The following is an 18,754-nucleotide window of genomic DNA, read 5'->3' on the forward strand; positions in this document are numbered from 1 at the left end:
ACTTACAGCAACACTCCGGCATCAGCCGGCATCCTGCACCCCTCATACCGCCAGGCCGGAAGGTCGTGGCACTATCGGTGTTTCGTCCTCCCCCGCCGGGGGAGGTGTCCCGCAGGGACGGAGGGGGATGGTGCAGGATGAGGCGCCGAATACCCCATCGACCCGCGGCCTTGCCGCGGCCCACTTCCCCCGGCGGGGGAAGACGATAACGGCTCTGACACCCGGGACCACCGGTCCCGCAAGCGCGACCGCGCGCCGGCCCTTATGGGCCGCCGCATCGGAGGCGTCCGCGAAGCGGACTGCCGTGAGATCAAACACTTTCCCCTTCGAAACCGCGCTAGCCGTTGCGGAAGCGGTTGGTGATCGGGTAGCGGCGGTCGCGGCCGAAATTCTTGGGGCCGATCTTCACGCCGGGCGGTGCCTGGCGGCGCTTGTATTCGGCGCGATGGAGCAGGTTCTCGATGCGGCGCACTTCCGCTTCGTCATGACCGTCCGCCACCAGCTCGCGCACCGAACGCTCCTCCTCGACCAGGCCGTAGAGGATGGCGTCGAGCACGTCATAGGGCGGCAGGCTGTCCTCGTCCTTCTGGTCCTCGCGCAACTCGGCCGAGGGCGGTTTGGTGATGATGCGCTCGGGGATGACCGGGCCGGCCGGACCCAGCACGCTGGGACGGGTCAGCGCATTGCGCCACCAGGACAGCTCGAAGACCTCGGTCTTGTAGATGTCCTTGAGCGCGTTATAGCCGCCATTCATGTCGCCGTAGAGCGTGGCATAGCCGACCGCCATCTCCGACTTGTTGCCGGTGGACAGCACCATGGGGCCGAACTTGTTGGAGAGCGCCATGAGGATGACGCCGCGGGCTCGGGACTGGATATTTTCCTCGGCCTCGTTCGGCTCGGCATCGCCGAATTGCGGCGCCAGCGCCGCGTTGAAGGCCGCGATGGTCGGCTCGACATCGACGATGTCGTAGCGCACGCCCAGCAATTCCGCGCAGGCCTTGGCGTCCTCGAGACTTTCCGCGGAGGTGAATTTCGACGGCATCATCACCGCCCAGACCCGCTCCGGGCCCAGCGCATCGGTGGCGATCGCCGCGCTCAGCGCACTGTCGATCCCGCCGGACATGCCCAGCACCACGCCGGGAAAGCGGTTCTTGTCGACATAGTCGCGCAGGGCCAGGACCATGGCGTTCCAGTCGGCCTCGAGACCCGACATGAGCGGCGCCCGCATACCCCCGCCGGCGCGCCAGCCCTTCGACGTCCTGACCCATTCCACGCAGTCCACGCGTTCTTCGAAAGCGGGAAGCCGCTGGACCTCTTTACCGTCGCTGTCGCGCGAATAGCTGGCCCCGTCGAAGACCAGTTCGTCCTGACCGCCGACCTGGTTGACGAAGATGAAGGCCTTGGGGCTCTCCCAGGCGTCGAACCAGCGCGCAAAGGCCGCCGAGCGCTCGCGCTCGATGGTACGGCGCCAGGGGGAACCGTTGATCCCGATGATCATCTCGGCGCCCTGCTCGATCAGCGCCTGCGGCACGGTATCGAACCAGAGGTCCTCGCAGATCGGCAGGCCGAGCCTGATGCCGCGCCATTTGACGATTTCCGGAACCGGTCCGGCCTGGAAGACACGCTTCTCGTCGAAGACCGCATAATTGGGCAATTCGTGCTTGAAGCGCAGGGCGACGAGATGGCCCTCGTCGAGCAGCGCCACAGCGTTGTGAAGCTTGTGGTCCTGATACCAGGGCAGACCCACGATGATGGCCGGCCCCTCGCGGGTTTCCGTCGCAAGGTCTTCCATCGCCGCCTTGCAGGCCTCGACCGCAGCCGGCTTGAGCACGAGGTCCTCGGGCGGATAGCCCAGCAGGAACATTTCCGGGAAGACGACGAGGTCGGACTTGCGCGTCCGGGCGTCGCCGAGGGCGGCTTTGGCCTTGGCGAGATTGCCCGCCACATCCCCGACGACGGGGTCGAGCTGGGCGGTCAGGATGGAAATCCGGTCAGACATGGCAGCGACTTAGACCGCAGTTAGACAGCTAGCAAGCCTATCAGCTTCCGTATTTGCGCGCACCGTCGATGGTACGGGCCGCATCGAGCGCCCGCAGACCGGCAATGCCGGGCACGGCGACCGGCGCACCGTCACGCACGGAGGCGATGAAGGCATCCACGGCAGCTCCCAGCGAATCCTTCGCCATAGGGTCGTCGGCGAAATCGGCGTTGAGCGCGTAAGGCGTGGTGTTCTCGAACGTCTTGGCGATGAAGTCGATCTCCAGCACGCCGGTCTCGTACTCGACCCGCATATGCCGGTCGCGGCAGTCATGGACCCGGCTTGAGGTCAGCTCCGCCACACAGCCATTGTCGAAAGCCAGCGTCGCCCTGGCGACGTCGGGATGACCGTTGCGGCCCTCATCGACAATGCCTTCCACCTTGTTGACCGCGGACCCGGCCAGGGCGATGGCGAGATCGAGATCGTGCACCATCAGATCCAGCGTGACCGAAACGTCGAGATTGCGGTCCGAGGCCGGCCCCATGCGCCGCGCCGTGATCCGCTTGGGCGTCTCGGGAACCTTGAAGAGCCCCATCGCCATGAAGACGAAACGCTCCTGGTGACCGACCTGCAGCACGCAACCGTGCGAGGCCGCCAGCGCGATCAGCTCGCGCGCTTCCTCGACACTCGAGGCGATCGGCTTTTCCACGAGGACGTGCTTGCCGGTAGCGAGGGCCGAGGCCGCCGCCTCGAAATGGTGCACGGCCGGGCTCGCGACGGTAATGGCGTCGCAATCGGCGATGAACTCGGCGAGATTGTCGTAGGCCCTGGCGTCGTACTTCCCGGCCAGCGCCCTGGCGCGATCGATATGGGAATCGTAGACGCCCACCAGCTCGGCACGCGGATGCGTCGCGTACTTGCCGGCATGATAGCCGCCGAACACACCCGCACCGACGACGCCGGTGCGCAGGACCGTCTCTTTAGAAGCCATGGACTTACCTCTCGCGATTGCAGGGTGAATAGCCGGACCGCGTAGGGGATCAAGGCTTGCGTGCATCACCACTTGTTTCGGCCCGTTGCGATTCCGGGCCTGACGGAGCGGAAATCATGGCCGACCGGCTTGCGCGCAGCCGTTGGCGCTCTACCATGACCGGCCATCCCATGGTGCAAAGCCTGGCGCCCCGGCCCGGCCCCGTCGCGCACCACATTATAGATACATCTCGACATAACGCGGTCCCAAGGCCGGACATCGAAAGGGAGAACGTCGATGAAGTCTCGCGAAATCCACCTCAAATCCTACCTCAAGGGCGATCCGAAGCCGGAAAATTTCGAGCTCGTCGAAACAGACATCCCGGAACCGGGCGAAGGCGAAGTCACCGTCCGCAATCTCTATATCTCCGTGGACCCCTATATGCGGGGCCGGATGAGCGGGATCCGTACCTATGTCGACCCGTTCAAGCTCGACGCCCCGATGGAAGGCGGCGCGGTGGGCGAGGTCGTCGCCAGTAATTTCGAGGGCCTCAAACCCGGTGATCACGTCAATTCCATGTTCGGCTGGCGCGAAGCCTACACTGCGCCGGGCAAGGTGCTGCAGAAGATCGACACCAGCCAGATGCCGCCCCAGGCCTATCTCGGCATTGCCGGACTGACCGGGCTCACCGCCTATGTCGGCCTCCGGCGCATTATCGACCTCAAGGCCGGCGAGACGCTCTGGATGTCCGCCGGTGCGGGCGCGGTCGGCTCGGCCGGCATCCAGTTCGCCAAGGCGATGGGCGCCACGGTCGTCGCCACGGCGGGCGGCAAGGAGAAATGCGACTTCGTCACCTCGATCGGCGCAGACGCAGCCATCGACTACAAGGCCGAGAAGGATCTCGCCGCTGCCGTCCGAGCGGCCGCACCGGGCGGAATCAATGCCTATTTCGAGAATGTCGGCGGCACCCATTTCACAGCTGCGCTCGACACGCTGAAACAGTATGGCCGCATCGCGGCGTGCGGCATGATCCAGCGCTATAACGACGCCACGCCCGCGACCATCACCGACAATCTCACCTTCATCGTCGGCAAGTCGCTGCGCATCCAGGGCTTCATCGTCACCGACCATGCCGACATGCTGGAAGACTTCATCGCCCATCTCGGCAAGTGGACCGCCGAAGGCAAGATCAAGCCGGCCGAGACGGTGCTTGACGGCATCGAGAACGCGACCGACGCTTTCCGCGGCCTCTTCTCAGGCCAGAATACCGGCAAGATGCTCGTGAAAATCTGAGCGGACGCGTTCGGAAATAGAAGAGGCCGGCCGCCATCACGCGGCCGGCCTCTTTCATGCCGGTAGCGTCCGGGCGCATCCCCGTCCGGTCAGCGCCGGGTCAGCCGTCCGAGGGTCCAGCCCGCCGCGCAGGCGGCGATAACCGGCGACCAGGTTTCTCCCGCACCTGCGAGAAAAGCGATGCCGTAAACGGTCAATCCCGCTGCAAGTGCGAACGGGAGCATGCGAATCGGTCGATTCGCGAGCGGCTGATTAACCTGTGGTTCACCATGAAACATGGCCCTCAGGGTACGCAAAAACGCGACCAAAGGCCAAAAACAGGGCTTATCCCAGGAAAAATGCAGTAATTTGGGCCGGATTCGCCTGTTGTCGCTTGCAAAGGGGTCCAGTTGTTGGCCTTGATGGATCGTCAACGAACACGCGGCGACCCGGCCTGACACGATGACCGTGTCTGTCGGACCGCGACCAACCGGGGGGAACCCTATGAACAAGTCTGATCTCGCCAAAGCCGTTAGCGACAAGACCGGCCTGTCCCGCGCTCAAGCGGGCGACGCTGTCGACGCTGCCATCGAAGCCATCGTTGGCTCGGTGAAGGGCAATGACAGCGTTCAGCTGGCCGGTTTTGGCACCTTCTACGCCAAGCACCGCGAAGCGCGCGAAGTGCGCAACCCGCGCACCGGCGAAAAAATGATGTCCAAGGCTCGCACCCAGGCGGCTTTCCGTCCGGCTGCTGCCCTGAAGGACATCTAATCAGTCCAACGGGTTCTGATTTGGAAACGCCGCCCGGAGCGATCCGGGCGGCGTTTTCTATTGCCGGTGTTCAAGAGCGGCGCGATCAGGCCGCATTGGCGGCCGAATTGCCGGCGCGTACGCGCTTCAGCGACTCCGCGATACGGAAGGCCATGTCGAGCGCCTGGTCGGCATTGAGACGCGGGTCGCACTGCGTGTGATAGCGCTCGGCCAGGTCCACCTCGGTCACGGCCTTGGCACCGCCGACGCATTCCGTCACGTCGCGGCCGGTCATCTCGAAATGTACGCCGCCGGGATAGGCACCTTCCGAGTAGAGCACATTCATGAAACTCTCGAGCTCGGTCAGGATGCGATCGAAATCACGCGTCTTGTAGCCGCTACCGGTCTTCACGGTGTTGCCGTGCATCGGATCGGACGACCAGACGACCTGCTTGCCCTCGCGCGTCACGGCCCGGGCCAGCGCCGGCAGGGTCTCGCCGACATTGTCCGCGCCCTGGCGCACGATCAGGACGAGCCGGCCGGCCTCATTGTCCGGATTGAGCGCATCGATCAGCTCGAGAAGCTCGTCCGGCTTCATGCTCGGACCGCACTTCACGCCGACCGGATTGGAAATCCCCCGGGCGTATTCGATATGGGCGCCGTCCAGCTGGCGCGTCCGCTCGCCGGTCCACAGAAGATGCGCAGACGTTGCGTACCATTGGCCGGTATTCGGATCGCGGCGGGTAAGCGCCTCTTCGAAGGGCAGGTGCAAAGCCTCATGCGAGGTGAAGAAGTCCACCGCCTCGAGCGAGGGCGTACTGTCGCGGCCGATGCCGCAAGCCTTCATGAAGTCGAGCGCCTCTGAGATCCGCGTCGCCGTTTCGGCGTAGCGTTCGGCAGCCGGACTGTCCTTGACGAAATCCTGTGTCCACTGGTGGACATTGTGCAGATCGGCATAACCGCCCGACGCAAAAGCCCGCAGCAGGTTGAGCGTCGAGGCCGACTGGTCGTAAGCACGGATCAGGCGCTGGGCGTCGGGCTCGCGGGCCTCGGGCGTAAACTCCAGCCCGTTGACGCTGTCGCCGCGATAGCTCGGCAGGGTCACGCCGTCGATCGTCTCGCTATCTGACGAACGCGGCTTGGCGAACTGGCCGGCGATCCGCCCGACTTTCACGACGGGCTTCGAGGCCGCAAAGGTCAGAACGACCGCCATCTGGAGCAGGACACGAAAGGTGTCTCGCACGCCTTCCGTCGAGAAATCCTTGAAGCTCTCCGCGCAGTCGCCGCCCTGGAGCAGGAAGGCCTTGCCCGCCGTGACTTCGGAGAGCTGGCGGCGAAGGCGGCGCGCCTCACCGGCAAAGACGAGCGCGGGGCGGGCCGAGAGCTCGTCCAGTACGGCGTCGAGCGACGCTGCGTCCTTGTAGGTGGGCATTTGTTCGACGGGTTTGTCCCGCCAGGATTTCGGTGACCAGGTCATTACTCGGCAGCTTTCAATTCAGGTGGTGTCCATTTCTCCTTCATGGTCACCAGTTCTTCCGCACTCGTCGGATGCACGGCACAGGCCGCATCATACTGATCCTTGGTCAGTCCCGCCTTGACGGCGATTCCGGCCAGCTGGATCATTTCGGGCGCATCCGGCCCGACAATATGCACGCCCAGCACCCGCTCTGTCGCCCCGTCGACGACGAGCTTCATCATCATGCGGCTAGCCTCGCCGGTCAGGGAGAGCTTCATGGGACGGAAACTGGTCTTGTAAATATCGACCTGCGCAAATTCCTTGCGCGCCTCCGCCTCCGAGAGGCCAACAGATCCAACGGGCGGCTGCGTGAAGACAGCAGACGCAATGTCATTGTGATCATAGGCGGTCGGACGCCCGTCGAAAACCGTCGCCGCGAAGGCCGCACCCTCACGGATGGCAACGGGGGTAAGATTGACACGATCGGTGACGTCGCCGACCGCGTAGACATTCTCGGCGCTGGTCCTGGAATAGGCATCGACGCTGACCGCACCACGCTCATTGGTCTCGACGCCGGCCTTGTCCAGACCCAGCTCGGCCACGTGCGGATTGCGACCGGTCGCATACATGACGACATCGGTATCGACATGATGGCCATTGTCGAGGTGGACGCGCTTGCGACCATCGCCGAGGTCTTCGATGCGCTCGAAATTCGTGTGGGTGATGACGCGCACGCCCGAGCGGACAAGTTCCTCATGGACATGGCTGCGAATATCGTCATCGAAGCCGCGCAGTACGGTATCGCCGCGATAGACCTGGCAGACTTCGGCGCCCATGCCGGCGAAGATCTGCGCGAATTCGCAGGCGATATAACCGCCGCCCGCGATCACGACATGTCCGGGCAGCGTCTCGAGATGGAAGGCCTCGTTCGAGGTGATGCCCAGTTCGGCACCCTCGATGTCCGGGACAAAAGGCGTACCCCCGACAGCGATCAGGATCTTGTCGGCCGTGACCGTCTTGTCCGATTTCACCAGACGCAGCGTGTGCGCATCCTCGAACACGGCCCGATCCTCGATAATCTCGACGCCGGAATTGTGCAGGTTGCGCATATAGATGCCGGAAAGCCGGTCGATCTCCGCATCCTTGGCACTGATCAGCTTTTCCCAGCTGAAGGAGGTCTCTCCGACGCTCCATCCATAGCTCTCGGCCAGTTTGAACTGCTTCGAGAACTCGCTGGCATAGACCATCAGTTTCTTCGGTACGCAGCCGCGGATGACGCAGGTGCCGCCAACGCGGTATTCCTCGGCGATCGCGACCTTGCCCGCGCCGTATTGCTTGGCCATCCGTGCGGCCCGGACACCGCCGGAACCGGCGCCGATGACGAAGAGGTCGTAATCGTATTCAGACATGTCGCTTTTTCCTGTCGTCGCTTCCGGCTGGAATATAGGCACCGAACCTCGCCGCTGCACGCGGCTTCACGGCATCGGCATCATCACGTTGCAGCCGGGCCACGCTCGCGGCGCCAGCTTGCAGGCAACGGAGCGGGCAGCCGCCCGGCCTAGAGTTCCATCACGCGGGCTTCACCGTCTTCGCCGACGATGACAACACGGGCGAGGTTGATGAAGAGGCCGTGCTCGACCACGCCGGGGATGTGGCAGAGATTGTCCGCCGCGGCCGCCGCATCCGGGATCGCGGTGCAGGAACAGTCGAGAATGTAGTTTCCGCCATCGGTGATCAGCGGTTCGAGCCCGTCGCCCTTGCGGCGCAGCTGGACATCGGGCGACGCGACGCCGGCCTTCCTCAAGGCGTGGTAGATCTGCTTCGCGGTCAGCGAAAAGCCGAACCGGTCGACCTCCACCGGCAACGGAAATCTGCCAAGGGTGGAGACCAGCTTGGTCTCGTCTACCATCACGACCATGAGATCGGAGGCCTGGGCGATGATCTTCTCGCGCAGGAGGCAGGCACCGCCGCCCTTGATCAGCTGGAAACGGCCGTCCACCTCGTCCGCGCCGTCGATGGTCACGGCGATATTGTCGACATGATCGACATCGATCAGCGGCACACCGGCCTCTTCGGCCACCTCGGCCGTGCGCTGAGAGGTCGGCACGCCCTGCACTTTGAGACCGTCTTTCACGCGCTCGCCGAGCAGGCGCAGGAAGATTTCCGCAGTCGAGCCAGAGCCCAGCCCCAGCGTCATGCCGGTTTCGATATAGTCCAGGGCTGCGGCGGCTGCCCTGGCTTTCTGACGTTCCGCGCTCATCCGTCCACGCCTCCGAGCAGGATGTATTTGAGTTCGGTGAACTCCTCGACGCCCCACTTTCCGCCCTCGCGGCCGATGCCGCTTTCCTTGACCCCGCCGAAGGGGGTCGAGGCCGCGCCGACCATCGGCGCATTGACGCCGATCATGCCGTATTCCAGCCCCTCGGTGAGACGATGGATACGGTTCACGTCACGGGTATAGAGATAGGCGGCCAGGCCGTAGGGGGTATCGTTGGCCAGCTTGATGATCTCGTCTTCGGTCTCGGCACGGTAGATCGAGGCCACCGGTCCGAAGATTTCGAAACAGGCCAGGTCCATGTCCGGCGAACCGCCCTCGATCAGGGTCGGCGCGTAGAAGGAACCGCCGAGCTCGTCGATCAGCGGCTTGCCGCCGGTGATGATGCGGGCACCCGTTTCGCGGGCCTGCTTGACCAGCGCATCGACGCGCTCGACCGCTTCCTTGTGGATCAGCGGGCCGATATCGGTGTCCTTTTCGAAACCGCTGCCCGGCTTGAGCTTCGAGACACGAGCCTCGAGCGCGGCGACCAGTTGGTCGGCGATCGCCGGATGAGCGATGATCCGGTTTGCCGAAACGCAGGTCTGGCCGGAGCTGCGGAATTTCGAGGCGACCACGCCGTCGGCCGCCGCTTCGACATCCGCATCGTCCATGACGATGAAAGGTGCGTTGCCGCCGAGCTCGAGCGCCACGCGCTTTACGCCGTCGGCCGCCTGGCGCATCAAAAGCTTGCCGACCTCGGTCGAGCCCGTGAAGCCGATCATGCGGACATCCGGCGAACTGGTCAGGACTTCGCCGATACCCTTGGCATCGCCGCAGACGACGTTGAACACGCCGTCCGGGATGCCGGCCTGTTTCGCCAGTTCGGCCAGGGCAAGTGCGGAGAGCGGGGTTTCGGGGGCCGGCTTGATCACCATCGTGCAACCCGCTGCCAGCGCAGGGGCGCATTTGCGGGTGATCATGGCGTTCGGGAAATTCCACGGCGTGATACAGCCGACGACGCCGATCGGCTGTCGGATGGTCCAGCCGCGCGACCCCGGGAAGGGCGTCGAGATCGTCTCGCCGTGAATCCGCTTGGCTTCCTCGGCCGACCATTCGATGAAAGCGGCGCCGTAAACGATCTCGCCCTGTGCTTCGCGATAGGTCTTGCCCATCTCCAGCGTGATCAGCGTGGCGAGATCGCCGATATTCTCCATGATCAGCTGGTGCCACTTCATGAGAAGCTTGGCGCGCTCGAAGGGCGAGGTCTTCTTCCAGCCCTCGAAGGCCTCGCTTGCGGCAGCCACCGCCTTGCGGGCGCCCTCGGCACCAAGGTCCGCGACATCCGCAAGGTGCTCGCCATTGGCCGGATTGGTCACAGCGAAGGACTGCGGAGCGGACGCCCAGTCACCGGCGATGAAGCTGTCGGTGCGGAACAGGGTCTTGTCCTGGAGACGATCGGTAACACTCATGTCTAGCTGTCCTTCTTCACTTTGCGGGCCGTCTTGGCGCGCCGGAAACGCGCCGCCCACCCGGATTTCTCGATCTGCGGCGTACGTGCCAGTGCGAGTGCATCGGCGGCCACATCCTGTGTGACGACGGTACCGGTCGCCGTGAAGGCGCCCTCGCCCACCGTCACCGGCGCGACGAGGCAGGTATTGGAGCCGATGAAGGCGCCGTCGCCGACCACAGTGAGGTGTTTGTCGAAGCCGTCGTAATTGCAGGTGATGGTCCCGGCTCCGATATTCGCCTCCGCACCGATGCGTGCATCGCCGATATAGGAAAGGTGGGAGACTTTCACGCCCCTGCCGAGCTGCGCTTTTTTCACTTCGACGAAATTGCCGACCTTGGCCCCCTCGCCCAGCTCCGCGCCGGGCCGCAGCCGCGCAAAGGGGCCGACCGAGGCGCCAGCCTTCACATGTGCGCCCTCGATATGGCTGAAGGCATGGATCGTCGCGTCGCTCTCTATGGTGACGCCCGGTCCGAAGAATACATTCGGTTCGATCACGACGTCATTGGCGATCTGAGTATCATAAGCGAAATGCACGCTCGGCGGATCGATCAGCGTCACGCCGGCCGCCATGGCTGCGGTCCGGGCCCGGACCTGGAAGGCGGCTTCGGCCTCGGCCAGATCGGCACGCGAATTGACGCCGAGAACTTCGTCCGCCGGTGCAGTGACCGCGACCGCCTTCAGCCCGCGCGCTCGCGCCAGCCCGACCACGTCGGTGAGATAATATTCGCCATTGGCATTGTCGTTGCCGACCTCGCCGAGCAGGTCCAGCAGCAGGTCGGCCGGTGCGGCGAGCACACCCGAATTGACGAGACCGACCGCGCGCTCCTGCTCCGAGGCGTCCTTGAACTCGACGATCCGGTCGAGCGTGCCGTCCGGCCCAAGAATGAGACGGCCATAGGCAGCCGGGTCTTCCGGCTCGAAGCCGAGTACTGCGACGGAGGCCCCCGCCTCCAGCGCGGCGAAAACCTTTTCGACGGTCTCCGGCGTTATCAGTGGCGTGTCGGCGTAGAGCACGATGGCATGGTCTTCGACGCCGGCGAGCGCGTCCTTGGCAGCGAGGACCGCATGCCCCGTCCCCAGCGGCGGATCCTGCAGCGCGGTCCGCGTTCCGAGCCGCTCGGCCGCGTCTTTCACGGCCGGCGAATGAGCACCGTAAACGGTGACGACGGTTTCGGCCCCGCAACGCGCGGCAAGGTCCACGGTCCAGTCGAGCATCGGCCGGCCACCCACAGCGTGGAGAACTTTCACCGTCTTCGATTTCATCCGCGTGCCCTGACCGGCGGCGAGAATGATGGCGGCGCGGGAATGGGACATGCGGAAGACCTCGTCGGGGCAGGCTGTGCGACACTGTATGTCAGGCGCTATAGCCTATCGGCGCAAGGCGCGTAACCATGCTTCATCGCCTCATCCACCGGAAAAGGTTGTGAATATGATCGATCCCCGCGACGCAGAGCTGTTTTCCGGCGCCTCGATCGCCTTCGATCTGGACGGGACGCTGGTCGACACGGCGCCGGATCTCGTGCGGGCGCTGAATGCCGTGATCGAGCCGGAAGGCCTTGGCGCGGTTCCGCTCGACGATGTCCGCGCCATGGTCGGCCGCGGCGCGCGCGCACTTATCGAGCGCGCCTTCGCCCGCGAGTCGCAATCGATCGAAGACGCGCGCGCTGTGGCGCTCGTGGAGCGTTTCATCGAAATCTACAAGGCCGATGTCGCGGCGGAGAGCCGGGTCTTCCCCGGCGTCGAGGACACGCTCGTCTGGCTGCGCGAACGAGGCGCCGAGCTGTCGATCTGTACCAACAAGCCCTCCGTCCTGTCGGACCTGCTGATCGCGGAACTCGGACTGGCTGACCATTTCGTCCGCATCATCGGACCGGAGCGCACGACGGCGAAGAAGCCGGATGCGGCGCACGTCCTTTCGGCGCTGGGAGAGCGGAGCGGACCGGCAGCCCTGGTCGGCGACAGTGCGCCGGATGTCGGCGCGGCCCGGGCGGCGGGGATTCCGAGCATCGTGCTGAGCTATGGTTATAGCGAAAAACCGGCCGGCTCCCTGGGAGCCGACCGGGTCATTCATGCGTTCGAGGATGTGCCTCGGGCCCTCGCCGATCTGTGGCGGGCCTGAAAGTGTCCTAGGCGGTGCGACGCTCGCGGCCCGTATCGTTCGCGGGGCGCGTCGGCATGCCGTTGACGAGGTTGGAGCGGACGTCGGTGCGCGCGGAACGCATGGCCGGCATGAAGCCCGCCTCGACCAGGTCCACCGAAACATCATAGCCACGCTCAGCCCAGTAAGCTTCGATGCGGGCTTTCAGTCGGCGAGCACCTTCAGGCGTGCACAGATCATTACTCATGAACAATACCTCCTACTCGGCCGGGGATTCCCACGGCCGGGAATTGAGTCCAATCGGGTGATTGACGAGACGGGCCCGAGAGCCGCGATCTCAACTTGGGGCAGGCTGATATACGCGGGGGCCGGATATGACGAGAGCATGACGGTGTGGCAAGTTGTCGCACCCAAAATGCGGGGCATCTGTCATTCAACTTCCACATGTAGTTGACCCCGGAAAAGTGTGTGCTTATACGGCGCCTTCCGGATTATTCGGGCGATTAGCTCAGCGGGAGAGCACCTCGTTCACACCGAGGGGGTCACTGGTTCAATCCCAGTATCGCCCACCATTCCACCCTCCATTCCAGACCCGTCCGCCCTGCATCGGACCGTTCGGGCGCACAAACGCGACTCACACCGGGACGGCATGTCGCAGGCAAACCCTGCCCGCAAGACTTGCGAAACGTTCTCAAAAGTGACACCAAGGTCCCAGATCAAAGGCTTATTGGGTGTCTCATGAAATTTGCGACTTATCTCGTTGCCGCCGCGGCTTGCGGCCTCGCGGCCTGCAGCGGCCAGACCGGATCCGGCTCTGAAGAACAGGCAGACGAGCCGCGCGTCGTGAATGTGTACAGCGCGCGCCACTATTCCAGCGATGCGGCGATCTACGCGGCCTTCACCGAACAGACGGGAATCGAGGTGAACCTGATCGCCGCCAATGGCGACCAGCTCATCGAACGCGTCCGCGCCGACGGCGAACGCAGCCCGGCCGATGTCATCATCACGGTCGATGCCGCCCGGCTGCACCGCGCCGAGGAAGCCGGCCTGTTCGCACAGACGGACTTTTCCGAATTCACCCCGGCCATCCCCGACCACCTGATCGATCCGGACGGCTACTGGATCAGCTTCGCCAAGCGCGCCCGCGTGCTCGCCTATTCGAACGATCGCGTCCAGCCGGGCGAGATCGCGACCTATGAAGACCTGGCGGCCCCGGTCTGGAACAACCGCATCTGCGTTCGCGGCAGCGGCAATGCCTACAATCAGTCCCTGCTCGCCTCCCTTGTCGCCCGTCTGGGCGAGGACGGTGCGGAAGCCTGGGCCCAGGCTGTCACCGACAATATGGCGCGCGAGCCGCAGGGCGGCGACCGCACCCAGATCCACGGCGTCGCGGCGGGCGAATGCGATGTCGCGGTCCTCAACCATTACTACTATGCGATGATGGTGAATTCCGGCGATGCCGCCGACAACGCGGCAGCAGCAGCCGTCACCCTCTTCTTCCCGAATCAGGAAACCTCCGGCGCCCATATCAATGTGTCCGGAGCCGGTATCGCGGCCAATGCCCCGCACCCGGAAGAAGCGCGCGAACTTATCAGCTTCTTTCTCTCCGAGGACGCCCAGCGGATGTTCGCCGAAATGACCAACGAAATCCCGGTCATCGAGAACACGGAGTGGGAGAATGCCACCCTCGAGGCGATGCTGCCCTTCGTCGAGGACCAGCGGAACGTCTCAGAACTCGGCGACCACAACGCCACCGCCCAGCGCATCTTCGATCGCGTCGGCTGGCAGTGACGGGAAACCGCGCGACAGGATGGCTGCCGGACCGGGCGATCTCGCTCACGGTCCTGGCAGCCCTAGTCTGCGCCGCTCCGATTTTTGCGGTCGCCTGGATCGCCCTGACCGGAGAGACGGGTGACTATCTGCGTCACCTGGCCGGTACGCGTCTGCCGGTCTACCTCGTCAATTCCGCCTGGGTTGCCGCCGTTGCCGCCGGTGGCGCCGGCCTTATTGGCACCGGGCTGGGCTGGCTGGTCGCACGGACGGATTTTCCGGCCCGCAGGCTGTTCAGCTGGGTGCTGATCCTGCCGCTCGCCATCCCGGCCTATGTGGCGGCCTATGCCTGGCTCGATCTCAGCCAGGCCGGCGGCGCCCTGCACACGGCCACGAACGGCCTCTTCCCGACCATCCGGGGAGCGTGGGGCGCGGGCCTGATGTTCGCCCTCGTCCTTTATCCCTACGTCTACCTGCTCGCCCGGGACACGTTCAGCGGCCAGTCCGCGGACGCCTATCATGCCGCCCGCACGCTGGGCGCCGGGCCTGTCACCGCCTTCCTGCGGACCTCGCTGCCCATGGCCCGCCCCGCGATCGCCGCCGGCCTGGCCCTGGTGATCATGGAGAGCCTCGCCGATTACGGCACTGTCTCCCATCTCGGCGCCCCCACCCTCTCGATCGGTCTGATTCGCGCCTGGAGCGGTGCCGGCTCCCTGGTCGATGCGGCACGTCTCTCGCTCATCCTGGTCGCGATCGCGGTTGTCGTCTTCGGCCTCGAGCGCGCCCAGCGCCGTCGCTCGCGCAGCGTGACCGCCTCCGGCCGTCACCGTCCGGCACCGCGCATCGAGCTGCGCGGAGGCCGGGCCCTCCTGGCCATGCTGGCCTGCAGCCTCCCTCTCGCGCTCGGTCTCGTCATTCCGATGTCGCGCCTGGGATGGCTGGCCCTGAATACCGAAGCCGCAACCGGGCTCGGCGCAGCCAGCCTGCACAGCCTCAGTCTCGCGCTCATCACCGCCGTGCTCGCCGCCATTCTCGGCGTGGCGACGGCTTACGCCCTGCGCGGGAAGCGCCTCGTCGCGATCGTCGCGGCGCGCGCGGCCGGTCTCGGCTATGCCGTGCCCGGCGCCGTGGCTGCCGTCGGGGTTATCGCAATCCTGTCCGGCGTTCAGTCGATCCTCGACCCGGCCTGGCGTTCCCTGACCGGCTCGGTCTTCCCGATCCTGCTCACGGGCGGCGCAGCGGCGCTCGTCTTCGCCTATCTCTCGCGTTTCGCCGCCGCAGCCATCAATCCGTCGGAGACGGCACTCGCGCGCGTCACCCCGGCCCTGGACGGCGCTGCGCGGACGCTGGGCGCCTCGCGCTCCCGCACGATCTGGCGCGTGCACTGGCCGCTGATCGCCGCGGGCGTGACCTCTGCGGGCCTGCTGGTCTTCGTGGAAGTGCTCAAGGAATTGCCGGCGACCATGATCCTGCGGCCGTTCAATTACGACACGCTCGCGATCATCGCCCACAACTATGCCAGCGACGAGCGGCTGGGCGAGGCCGCCCTGCCTTCGCTCCTGATTCCACTGGTGGCCCTGCTTCCCATGATCTTCGTGGCCCGCTACCTCTCTCGCACACGGTCGTCGGAGCTGGGGTGATGTCGCAATACCGGTCGGTGCTGAAAATTCGCGGCGCGGAGCGTCACTATACGCGCGGTCACGCCGCCCTGTCCGGTGCCGATCTCGATCTGCATGCGGGCCGCATCACGGCTCTGCTTGGCCCGTCCGGCTCAGGCAAGTCCACGCTTCTTCGAGCCATCGCCGGCCTGGAACGCCTCGATGCCGGCACGATCGCGCTGGGCAAGGCAGTGTGGAGCTCCGGAAAGGCGCACCTGCCGCCGGAAAAGCGCCGGGTCGGCATGGTCTTCCAGGACTATGCGCTGTTTCCTCACATGACCGCCCTCGCCAATGTCGCATTCGGCCTGACCGGGAAAGACGCGAAACAAAGGGCCATGGCCCAGCTCGACGCGGCCGAACTCGCCCACAAGGCACAGGCCTATCCGCACGAACTCTCCGGCGGCGAGCAGCAGCGCGTTGCGCTGGCGAGAGCCCTCGCCCCGGCACCGGCCATCGTCCTGCTCGACGAGCCCTTCTCCGGACTGGACCGGCGCCTGCGCGGCGAATTGCGCGAGCGCACGGTCGACACGCTTCGCAAGGCTGGCGCAACGGCCCTCATCGTCACCCATGACGCCGAGGAGGCGATGGCGGTCGCCGACGAGCTGGCGCTGATGGAAGCCGGCCAGGTCATCCAGACGGGCGAACCGGACCAAGTCTGGTTCCATCCGGTCAGCGCCGTGGCGGCGCGCTTGCTCGGCGATGTAGACGTGGTCGCGGCGCGTATTCGGAACGGTCAGGCCGAGACGCCTCTCGGAACGGTCGCGGCGGATCATCTGCCGGACGGGGGCAATGCGGACGTTCTGATCCGTCCGCGCGCCATCCTGCTGTCCGGTCAGCCTGACGGCGCCTTCATGGTGAAGCGCCGCCGCCCGGCAGGTTCGCATATCGTGATGGATGTCGAGGATGCGACGGGCCGGATCTGGACGGCCCATACACTATCGCCCTCACCGATCGGCGAGGGCGACAGGGTCGGGGTCACGCTGGACCCCAGATTCGTCAGCGTCGTGTCGGTCTAGGCAACGGCCGACAGCTTCTTCGCCCGCTTTTCCTCGATACGCGCACGCGCGATCTCGTCGGACACGACGTTGGACGGACGGCCTTCGCTCTCCGACTGGTCGAGGATTTCGGCCAGCGTCTGCTCGAGGCCATCAAGCTTGCCCTTGACCCATTTCGGATCGAAGGAGCCGGCGATCTCACCCATCACATTGATGATGCCGCCAGCATTGATCACATAGTCCGGCGCGTAGATCTTGCCGCGCTTCTGCAGTTCGGCGCCCATGTCGCGTGTGGCGAGCTGGTTGTTCGCCGCACCGGCGATCACCTTGGCGGAGATACGGTCGATCGTGTCCGGATTGATAACGGCACCGAGGGCGCAGGGCGCGAAAATGTCCACATCCTGGTCGTAGATCTCGTCGAGCCCGACGATCGTGGCACCATGCTCGGCCTTGAGGGTCTCGAGGCCTTCCTGGTTGATGTCGGTGATAAAGAGTTCGGCACCGGCCTTGGCGAGATGTCCCGCCAGGTAGGAGCCGACATGGCCCGCCGCGCCCTGAATGGCGATCTTCACGCCAGCGAGATCGCGCTTGCCCAGGCCGCGCTCGGCGCAGACCTGGATGCCGCGGAACACACCTTCGGCGGTGATCGGCGACGGGTCGCCGGACGCGTCCTTGCCTTCCGGCAGGCCGACGACGTGCTCGGTGGAGCGGCGCACGGCCATCATGTCATCAGGGCTGACGCCGACGTCTTCGGCGGTGATGTACTGGCCGCCGAGGCTCGCGACGGCGCGGCCGAAGGCTTCGAACAGCGCCGTGCGGTCAAAACTGCCTTCCGGCTTCATGATCACGCTCTTGCCGCCGCCGATCGGCAGGTCGGCCATGATGTTCTTGTAGCTCATGCCCTGGGACAGGCGCAGGACGTCCTCCAGGGCAGCGTCGGAATTCGGGTAGGACCACATTCGGCAACCGCCGCAGGCCGGGCCGCTGGCCGTCGAGTGGACACCGATGATGGCCTTGAGCCCGGTGACCTCGTCGGTCGCGAAAAGAACTCGTTCGTGATTGTCGAAAGACGGGTGCTCGAAAACACTCATAACCGGCAAACCTTGTTCAGCATGGGCAGCGGGTCGCTGCACGATCGGGCGCCGGAATACCCCTTCCGGGCCTCGCGGACAAGCGGTGGAAAACACCCTGAAACCGCGTCAGCTCAACAATTCTCTTATGCGGCACCGCAGCATCGGGAGAATTATTTCCCCGAACCACGGGTTTTTGCGCAACCAAGCATTATTCCGCCACGAAGGATGCGGAAGCGGAAGATAATCCGGCCCGAAGGCCTCGGCATCCCGGACGGTTTCCGTGAGCGTTTTTCGCATTCGCGAACCGAGATGGAAGCGCTGGGCATATTGTCCCACCAGCAGGGTCAGCTGGACATCGGGCAAGGACGACCGGACTTTTTCCTGCCAGAGCGGCGCGCACTCGCGGCGCGGCGGCAGGTCGCCGCCCTTGGCATCGAGACCGGGAAAGCAGAAGCCCATCGGCGCGATCGCGATGCGGCTTTCATCGTAGAATGTCGCCTCGTCCACCCCCATCCAGTCGCGCAAACGGTCGCCGGAGGGATCGGTGAACGGCTTGCCGGATGCGTGGACGCGGGTTCCCGGCGCCTGGCCGACGATCAGGATTCGTGCCGTGGCGCTGGCCCGGATGACCGGACGCGGTGCATGAGGCAGGCTCTCCGCGCAGGCCTGGCAGGCGCGAATATCCGCGAGCAGGGTTTCGAGATCAGGCGCGGCCAATCCGCCAGACACCCTTGAAATTTTCCGGATCCTCGACCGGCTTGCCCTTGCGCAGAATGGTCACCTGCCCTGACTTGGCGAGCCGGATCGCGGCCTGCCGCACATGCCCGAACTTGCGATTGAAGCGCTCCGGGTCGACGGCCTTGGCTACATCCGCCGGCGCTATGGACCGGCCTTCGGGCGCGGCTGCGACCAGTTTCAGGATCGCGGCTTCGATCGGATCGTTTTCAGCTTCTTCACTCATCTGGGC

At 65.0% G+C, this 18,754-nt stretch carries 18 protein-coding genes and 1 tRNA gene; 7 read left to right on the forward strand and 12 right to left on the reverse strand.

Annotated features, from left to right (window positions below; genetic code table 11):
* Window positions 1-337 precede the first annotated feature (337 nt).
* Together AC13HB_RS01115 and AC13HB_RS01120 are read right to left on the reverse strand one after the other, a co-directional pair.
* Window positions 338-1,999: an NAD+ synthase gene (locus AC13HB_RS01115; protein WP_482947874.1), complete on the reverse strand. Its 1,662-nt coding sequence runs from the start codon at window positions 1,997-1,999 to the stop codon at window positions 338-340.
* Between the two features lie 40 nt (window positions 2,000-2,039).
* A complete protein-coding gene (locus AC13HB_RS01120) occupies window positions 2,040-2,969 on the reverse strand; it encodes a Gfo/Idh/MocA family protein (protein ID WP_482947875.1) in 930 nt (309 codons plus the stop codon).
* A 276-nt stretch (window positions 2,970-3,245) separates the two neighbouring features.
* Between AC13HB_RS01120 and AC13HB_RS01125 the strand changes: the two genes are divergently transcribed.
* Window positions 3,246-4,241 (forward strand): NADP-dependent oxidoreductase, encoded by a 996-nt coding sequence (locus tag AC13HB_RS01125; RefSeq protein ID WP_482947876.1) that lies wholly within the window; start codon window positions 3,246-3,248, stop codon window positions 4,239-4,241.
* A gap of 89 nt (window positions 4,242-4,330) precedes the next feature.
* Here AC13HB_RS01125 and AC13HB_RS01130 read toward each other — a convergent pair whose 3' ends face one another.
* Window positions 4,331-4,654 (reverse strand): hypothetical protein, encoded by a 324-nt coding sequence (locus AC13HB_RS01130; protein WP_482947877.1) that lies wholly within the window; start codon window positions 4,652-4,654, stop codon window positions 4,331-4,333.
* A 70-nt stretch (window positions 4,655-4,724) separates the two neighbouring features.
* Here AC13HB_RS01130 and AC13HB_RS01135 point away from each other — a divergent pair, with 70 nt between their 5' ends.
* Window positions 4,725-4,991 (forward strand): HU family DNA-binding protein, encoded by a 267-nt coding sequence (locus AC13HB_RS01135; protein WP_300527898.1) that lies wholly within the window; start codon window positions 4,725-4,727, stop codon window positions 4,989-4,991.
* Window positions 4,992-5,076: 85 nt separating this feature from the next.
* Here the strand turns inward: AC13HB_RS01135 and AC13HB_RS01140 are convergent, their stop codons facing one another.
* The 5 genes from AC13HB_RS01140 to glmU all read right to left on the reverse strand — a co-directional run bounded on the left by AC13HB_RS01140 (window position 5,077) and on the right by glmU (window position 11,507).
* Entirely contained in the window at window positions 5,077-6,447 is a 1,371-nt protein-coding gene (locus tag AC13HB_RS01140) for a class II 3-deoxy-7-phosphoheptulonate synthase (RefSeq protein ID WP_482947878.1), read from the reverse strand.
* A complete protein-coding gene (gene gor, locus AC13HB_RS01145; RefSeq protein ID WP_482947879.1) occupies window positions 6,447-7,835 on the reverse strand; it encodes a glutathione-disulfide reductase in 1,389 nt (462 codons plus the stop codon). Before gor ends, AC13HB_RS01140 begins: the two co-directional genes overlap by 1 nt.
* Before the next feature lie 149 nt (window positions 7,836-7,984).
* Complete coding sequence (gene rpiA, locus AC13HB_RS01150) at window positions 7,985-8,686, reverse strand: ribose-5-phosphate isomerase RpiA (RefSeq protein ID WP_482947880.1); 702 nt, start codon at window positions 8,684-8,686, stop codon at window positions 7,985-7,987.
* Entirely contained in the window at window positions 8,683-10,152 is a 1,470-nt protein-coding gene (locus AC13HB_RS01155; RefSeq protein ID WP_482947881.1) for an NAD-dependent succinate-semialdehyde dehydrogenase, read from the reverse strand. Before AC13HB_RS01155 ends, rpiA begins: the two co-directional genes overlap by 4 nt.
* A 2-nt stretch (window positions 10,153-10,154) precedes the next feature.
* Window positions 10,155-11,507: a bifunctional UDP-N-acetylglucosamine diphosphorylase/glucosamine-1-phosphate N-acetyltransferase GlmU gene (glmU, locus tag AC13HB_RS01160; RefSeq protein WP_482947882.1), complete on the reverse strand. Its 1,353-nt coding sequence runs from the start codon at window positions 11,505-11,507 to the stop codon at window positions 10,155-10,157.
* Between the two features lie 115 nt (window positions 11,508-11,622).
* Here glmU and AC13HB_RS01165 point away from each other — a divergent pair, with 115 nt between their 5' ends.
* Window positions 11,623-12,312, forward strand: coding sequence for an HAD hydrolase-like protein (locus AC13HB_RS01165; RefSeq protein WP_482947883.1), 690 nt, complete (start codon window positions 11,623-11,625; stop codon window positions 12,310-12,312).
* A gap of 7 nt (window positions 12,313-12,319) precedes the next feature.
* On the opposite strand, the gene AC13HB_RS01170 is transcribed toward AC13HB_RS01165, so the two are convergent.
* On the reverse strand, window positions 12,320-12,538 hold the full coding sequence (locus AC13HB_RS01170) for a phosphoglycolate phosphatase (RefSeq protein WP_203294309.1): 219 nt from the start codon (window positions 12,536-12,538) through the stop codon (window positions 12,320-12,322).
* 250 nt (window positions 12,539-12,788) lie between these two features.
* Here AC13HB_RS01170 and AC13HB_RS01175 point away from each other — a divergent pair.
* The 4 genes from AC13HB_RS01175 to AC13HB_RS01190 all read left to right on the forward strand — a co-directional run bounded on the left by AC13HB_RS01175 (window position 12,789) and on the right by AC13HB_RS01190 (window position 16,735).
* Window positions 12,789-12,863: transfer RNA gene (locus AC13HB_RS01175), tRNA-Val, on the forward strand.
* A 166-nt stretch (window positions 12,864-13,029) separates the two neighbouring features.
* Entirely contained in the window at window positions 13,030-14,082 is a 1,053-nt protein-coding gene (locus AC13HB_RS01180) for an extracellular solute-binding protein (RefSeq protein ID WP_482947884.1), read from the forward strand.
* On the forward strand, window positions 14,079-15,701 hold the full coding sequence (locus AC13HB_RS01185; RefSeq protein ID WP_482947885.1) for an ABC transporter permease: 1,623 nt from the start codon (window positions 14,079-14,081) through the stop codon (window positions 15,699-15,701). Before AC13HB_RS01180 ends, AC13HB_RS01185 begins: the two co-directional genes overlap by 4 nt.
* Window positions 15,701-16,735 (forward strand): ABC transporter ATP-binding protein, encoded by a 1,035-nt coding sequence (locus AC13HB_RS01190; protein WP_482947886.1) that lies wholly within the window; start codon window positions 15,701-15,703, stop codon window positions 16,733-16,735. Before AC13HB_RS01185 ends, AC13HB_RS01190 begins: the two co-directional genes overlap by 1 nt.
* Here AC13HB_RS01190 and AC13HB_RS01195 read toward each other — a convergent pair.
* The 3 genes from AC13HB_RS01195 to AC13HB_RS01205 form a co-directional block, all read right to left on the reverse strand.
* The gene (locus tag AC13HB_RS01195) at window positions 16,732-17,805 is read right to left on the reverse strand and encodes a Leu/Phe/Val dehydrogenase (protein ID WP_482947887.1); all 1,074 of its coding nucleotides are present in this window, start codon (window positions 17,803-17,805) and stop codon (window positions 16,732-16,734) included. The genes AC13HB_RS01190 and AC13HB_RS01195 overlap by 4 nt on opposite strands.
* Before the next feature lie 108 nt (window positions 17,806-17,913).
* A complete protein-coding gene (locus AC13HB_RS01200) occupies window positions 17,914-18,504 on the reverse strand; it encodes a uracil-DNA glycosylase family protein (protein WP_482947888.1) in 591 nt (196 codons plus the stop codon).
* A complete protein-coding gene (locus tag AC13HB_RS01205; protein WP_482947889.1) occupies window positions 18,491-18,748 on the reverse strand; it encodes a DUF3253 domain-containing protein in 258 nt (85 codons plus the stop codon). Before AC13HB_RS01205 ends, AC13HB_RS01200 begins: the two co-directional genes overlap by 14 nt.
* Window positions 18,749-18,754 lie beyond the last annotated feature (6 nt).

Source organism: Maricaulis sp. B-26 (assembly GCF_056857855.1).